Annotated in this window: 5 protein-coding genes; 2 read left to right on the top strand and 3 right to left on the bottom strand. The window is 77.6% G+C overall.

Going from position 1 to position 4040, the window contains the following annotated elements:
- The 3 genes from ACLIYP_RS29500 to ACLIYP_RS29490 all read right to left on the bottom strand — a co-directional run.
- A partial coding sequence (locus ACLIYP_RS29500) for a reverse transcriptase-like protein (protein WP_412716143.1) occupies positions 1 to 603 on the bottom strand: 603 nt, incomplete at its 3' end.
- Complete coding sequence (locus tag ACLIYP_RS29495) at positions 603 to 1346, bottom strand: zinc ribbon domain-containing protein (protein ID WP_412716144.1); 744 nt, start codon at positions 1344 to 1346, stop codon at positions 603 to 605. The genes ACLIYP_RS29500 and ACLIYP_RS29495, both read right to left, overlap by 1 nt.
- Entirely contained in the window at positions 1343 to 2230 is an 888-nt protein-coding gene (locus ACLIYP_RS29490) for a Nif3-like dinuclear metal center hexameric protein (protein WP_412716142.1), read from the bottom strand. Before ACLIYP_RS29490 ends, ACLIYP_RS29495 begins: the two co-directional genes overlap by 4 nt.
- Positions 2231 to 2402: 172 nt before the next feature.
- Between ACLIYP_RS29490 and ACLIYP_RS29485 the strand changes: the two genes are divergently transcribed.
- Together ACLIYP_RS29485 and ACLIYP_RS29480 are read left to right on the top strand one after the other, a co-directional pair.
- Positions 2403 to 3644: a hypothetical protein gene (locus tag ACLIYP_RS29485; RefSeq protein ID WP_412716141.1), complete on the top strand. Its 1242-nt coding sequence runs from the start codon at positions 2403 to 2405 to the stop codon at positions 3642 to 3644.
- A 74-nt stretch (positions 3645 to 3718) separates the two neighbouring features.
- Positions 3719 to 3877, top strand: coding sequence for a hypothetical protein (locus ACLIYP_RS29480; protein WP_412716140.1), 159 nt, complete (start codon positions 3719 to 3721; stop codon positions 3875 to 3877).
- Positions 3878 to 4040: the final 163 nt, after the last annotated feature.

Genomic DNA, 4040 nt, shown 5'->3' with positions numbered 1-4040 from the left:
CACGGCGGCCCGCGCCGCCGCCCGCGCCCCGGCGGAACTCTCGGGGGTGGCCGGGGGGCCGGAGGCCCCGGTGAGGCCGGGGAGGGTGTCGGCGTGGGCGCCGGCGTCGAGTTCGGCGGTGGAGGCGGCCGGCCGCCACGCCTCGCCGCGGCGGCCGGCGTCCATGGCCTCGTTGGCCAGCCGGTCGGCGTGCTTGTTCTCCTCGCGCGGGATCCACTGGTAGGTGACCGATTCCGGCGGGAAGACGGAGGCGGCCTCCAGCGCCAGCGGGCGCATGCCGGGGTGCTTGATCCTCCAGCGGCCCGACATCTGCTCGACCACCAGTTTGGAGTCCATCCGCACCCGCACCAGGGCCTGCGGGTCGAGCGCGTGGGCCGCGCGCAGCCCGGCGATCAGGCCCCGGTACTCGGCGACGTTGTTGGTGGCGGTGCCGATGTACTCGGCCGCCTCCGACAGCGTCTGCCCGGTCGCGGCGTCGCGGACGACCGCGCCGTAGCCGGCCGGGCCGGGGTTGCCGCGGGAACCGCCGTCGGCCTCCACGACGAAGGTCCTGCGGGCCCCCGGGACGTCCTGGGAGCCCGGCGGGTCCTGGGGGTTTGGCATCACAGTCCCGACTCGGGGGTGCGCACCAGGATCCGGCGGCAGTTCTCGCAGCGCACCACCGCGTCGGCCGGGGCCTGGCGGATCTCGTTCAGCTCGGTGATGTTCAGCTCAAGGCGGCAGCCCTCGCAGCGCCGCTGGTAGAGGCGGGCCGCGCCGACGCCGCCCTGCTGCTCGCGCAGCTTGTCGTAGAGCTTGATCAGGTCGGCCGGGACCGAGGCGGCCACGACCTGGCGCTCCTTGGTGACCGCGGCGGCCTCGGCGTCGATCTCCGCCAGCGCCGCGTCGCGCCGCCCGACCGCGTCGTCGATCCGGGCCTGGACGGAGTCGGTCCGCCGGGCGAGCTCGGCCGCGCGCTCCTGGGCGGACTCGCGGCGCTCCATGATCTCCAGTACGACGTCCTCCAGGTCGCTCTGGCGCCGCGAGAGGGAGGCGATCTCTCGCTGGAGGTTCTCCAGGTCCTTGGGCGAGGTGACCGCGCCGGAGTCCAGGCGCTGCTGGTCGCGGGCGGCGCGCTTGCGCACCTGGTCGACGTCCTGCTCCGCCTTGGTCTGCTCGCGGGCGGTGTCGCTCTCCTCGGTCCGGGCGGCGACCAGCAGGTCGCGCATCTGGGAGAGGTCGGCGTTCAGTCCCTCGATCTCGGCGTGCTCCGGCAGGTTCCTGCGCCGGTGGGCGAGCTGGGTGAGCCGGAGGTCGAGGGCCTGGACGTCGAGGAGGCGGATCTGGTCGGCGGGCTCGGCGTTCAGTTGGGGGCTCCTGTGATGGTGGTGGTGGGGGCGGCGCCCTCGGCGGGGGCGGATGCCGCGTGGACGGTCCAGGGGTCGGTGACCGTGCGGGAGACGTGGACGCGCAGCCCCCAGCCTTGCCGCTCGGACACCGCTTCCAGCTGGGCGGCGGCCTGTGTGCACCAGGGCCACTCGGTGGCCCAGTGCGCGGCGTCCACCAGCGCCGGCCCCGCGTGGGGGCCGCCGTGCTGCACGGCCTCGGAGGCCGGGTGGTGGCGCAGGTCGGCGGTGACGTAGGCGTCGACGCCCGCGGCCCGCACCTGGTCGAAGAGGCTGTCGCCGGAGCCGCCGCAGACCGCGACGGTGCGGACCGGCCGGCCGGGGTCGCCCGCGGCCCGGACGCCCTGCGCGGTGGCGGGCAGCCGTGCGGCCACCCGCTCGGCGAAGCGGGCCAGCGGCTCGGGGGCGTCCAGTTCGCAGATCCGGCCCAGGCCCCGCCGTCCGGCCGGGTCGGTGGGGTCGGGCACCAGCGGGCCGGTGATCCGCAGGCCGAGGGCCTCGGCGAGGGCGTCGGAGACTCCGGGGTCGGCGCGGTCGGCGTTGGTGTGCGCCACGTGGAGGGCGGTGCCGGCGCGGATCAGGTCGTGCACGACCCGGCCCTTGAAGGCGCCGGCGAAGACCGTGGTGGTGCCGCGCAGGTAGAGGGGGTGGTGGGTCAGCAGCAGTCCGGCGCCGAGCCGCACCGCCTCCTCGGCCGTTTCCCGCACCGGGTCGACGGCGACCAGTACCGCGCTCACCTCGGCGCCGGGGTCTCCGCAGACCGTTCCGACGGCGTCCCACTGCTCGGCCCGCTCGGGGGGCCACAGTTCGTCGAGTGCGGCGATGACATCGGAGAGTGCAGGCACGGGTGAGAGGTTACCTGCCGTGCGGCCCGGTATGCGGGGCCGGGCGGAGCACACCGGGCGTCCCCTCTCCCCGTGAAAGGGCCCGCCGTCCCCCGTACGTGTGAAGGCGTCCGGCTCGGGCCGTCCGGCGGAGGGTGCGAAAACTACCGTCCTCACCGGAGGTGATGGGCTGATGACGATCAGTGTCGTCGAGGCCGCCCGGAGCGAGGGCGGAAGAGAGGCGCACCCCGGCCTCGCGATCGCCGCGGACGGCTCCTACGCGGCCCGGCTCGCGCCGGCCGGGGACGGGCGCGGCCGGATCCCGGAGCGCTGGACGCTGGACGGCCCGGAGCCGTACGCGGTCCCGCTGCCGGGCCCCCGCCCGGAGGGACCGGGCGCCGAGGTGCTGCCGCTGCCCGACGGGCGGGTGCTGATCTGCCGCGAGGCGGACGGCGGGTACCGCCTCGCGCTGCTCTACCCCACCGGTCCGGGCACCGGCGAGCTCCCGCTGGGCTCGGTGGGCTGCGGGCGGCTGCGGCTGCTGCCGCCCGCCCCGGGCGGCTCGCACGGCCCGTACGGCTCGGCGGTCCACGCGCTCGCGCCCGGCGAGCACGGCTCGACGGTGTGGCTGGTGCACGGGGGCGGCCGCGGCCCGGAGCCGGTCGCCGAGGTGCCCGGCCGCTGCTCGGGCGGCGTCTGGCTGGACCGCGAGGGGCGGCTGCTGGCCCTGGACCGCACCGACGCCGCCGGCCGCACCAAGACCGTCGCCGTCGACCTGGGGCGCGGCGGCGAGGTCTTCCCGCTGCTGGAGCTCACCGACGACAGCGACGACCGGCTGCTGCTGGCCGACCCGGACAGCGGCCTGCTGCTCCTGCGCTCCGACGCGCCGGGCGAGGTGCGGCTGGGCTGGGGCGTGCTCGGCAGCCACCGGCCCGTTCGCTTCCCCGACGCCCTGCGCCCGCCGGGCGTCGCCCTGACCCCGTTCGCCGTCCAGCCCGGCCAGGCCCTCACCCCCGAGGGCTGCGCGGTGGCGCTGCGCGCGGACGGGCCGAACGGGACGTGGGTGGCGGTGTGGCGCCCCTCCCAGCGGCGGCTGCGCCATCTGCCCGCCCCGGTGGGGTGGGTGCGGGGGACGGGCCTGTGGACGGCGGACGGCGAGTTGCGGCTGCCGTACGCCGTCGGCCGGACGGGCCGGACGCAGTGCGGACTGGCCCGGATCACGCCGCCCCCGGAGCCCGGGCCGCTGCCCCGGCAGCGCGCGGAGCGCTCCGCGGAGGAGGGCGGCCGGCCGGAGGAGGGCTCACCGCGGGAGGGCCCGGCGGAGGGCGGTCCGGCGGAGGGCGACGGTCCGCTCGCGGTACGGGCGGCGGCCTTCACACCGGTGCCGCTCCAGCAGGCGCCACTGGCCCGGACCGAGGCGGAGCGAAGATCGTAGAACTACTACGATCTGGTCGGGTACGGAGGAAACGACCTCAAGTCCACACCTCGACTCCACGGAGCACTTCCGCGATGTCCCAGACCCAGACCGAGACGAGCAGCGAGACGAGCGCCGGGACCGGCGAGCGGCACGGCCGGCACCGCGGCCCGGCCGCCGTCGGCGAGGAGGCCAGGGTGCCCGTGCGGGGACGCCACCGCCGCCCCGCCCAGGAGGAGCCGCGGGAGGACTGATCCCGCCCCGCTCCGGCACGTCCTCGCGGGCCCCGGCCCCGGCGCCGCGATCCCGCGCGCCCCCGGGCCCGGGGCCCCTTCCCTACGCCGCCCGCCTCCGCCCGCCCCCGTCCCCCCCCCCCCCCCCCCACCCCCCTCCCCCCCCCCCCCCCCCCCCCCCCCC

Source organism: Streptomyces nanhaiensis, assembly GCF_046614825.1.
In the GTDB taxonomy this organism is placed as follows: domain Bacteria; phylum Actinomycetota; class Actinomycetes; order Streptomycetales; family Streptomycetaceae; genus Streptomyces; species Streptomyces radiopugnans.
This window is presented reverse-complemented; position numbering and strand designations above follow the sequence as displayed.

Excerpts from the sequence above, each read along its gene's own strand:
- ACLIYP_RS29480 (WP_412716140.1), top strand. The coding sequence starts at position 3,719 with ATGTCCCAGACCCAGACCGAGACGAGCAGCGAGACGAGCGCCGGGACC.
- ACLIYP_RS29485 (WP_412716141.1), top strand. The coding sequence starts at position 2,403 with ATGACGATCAGTGTCGTCGAGGCCGCCCGGAGCGAGGGCGGAAGAGAG.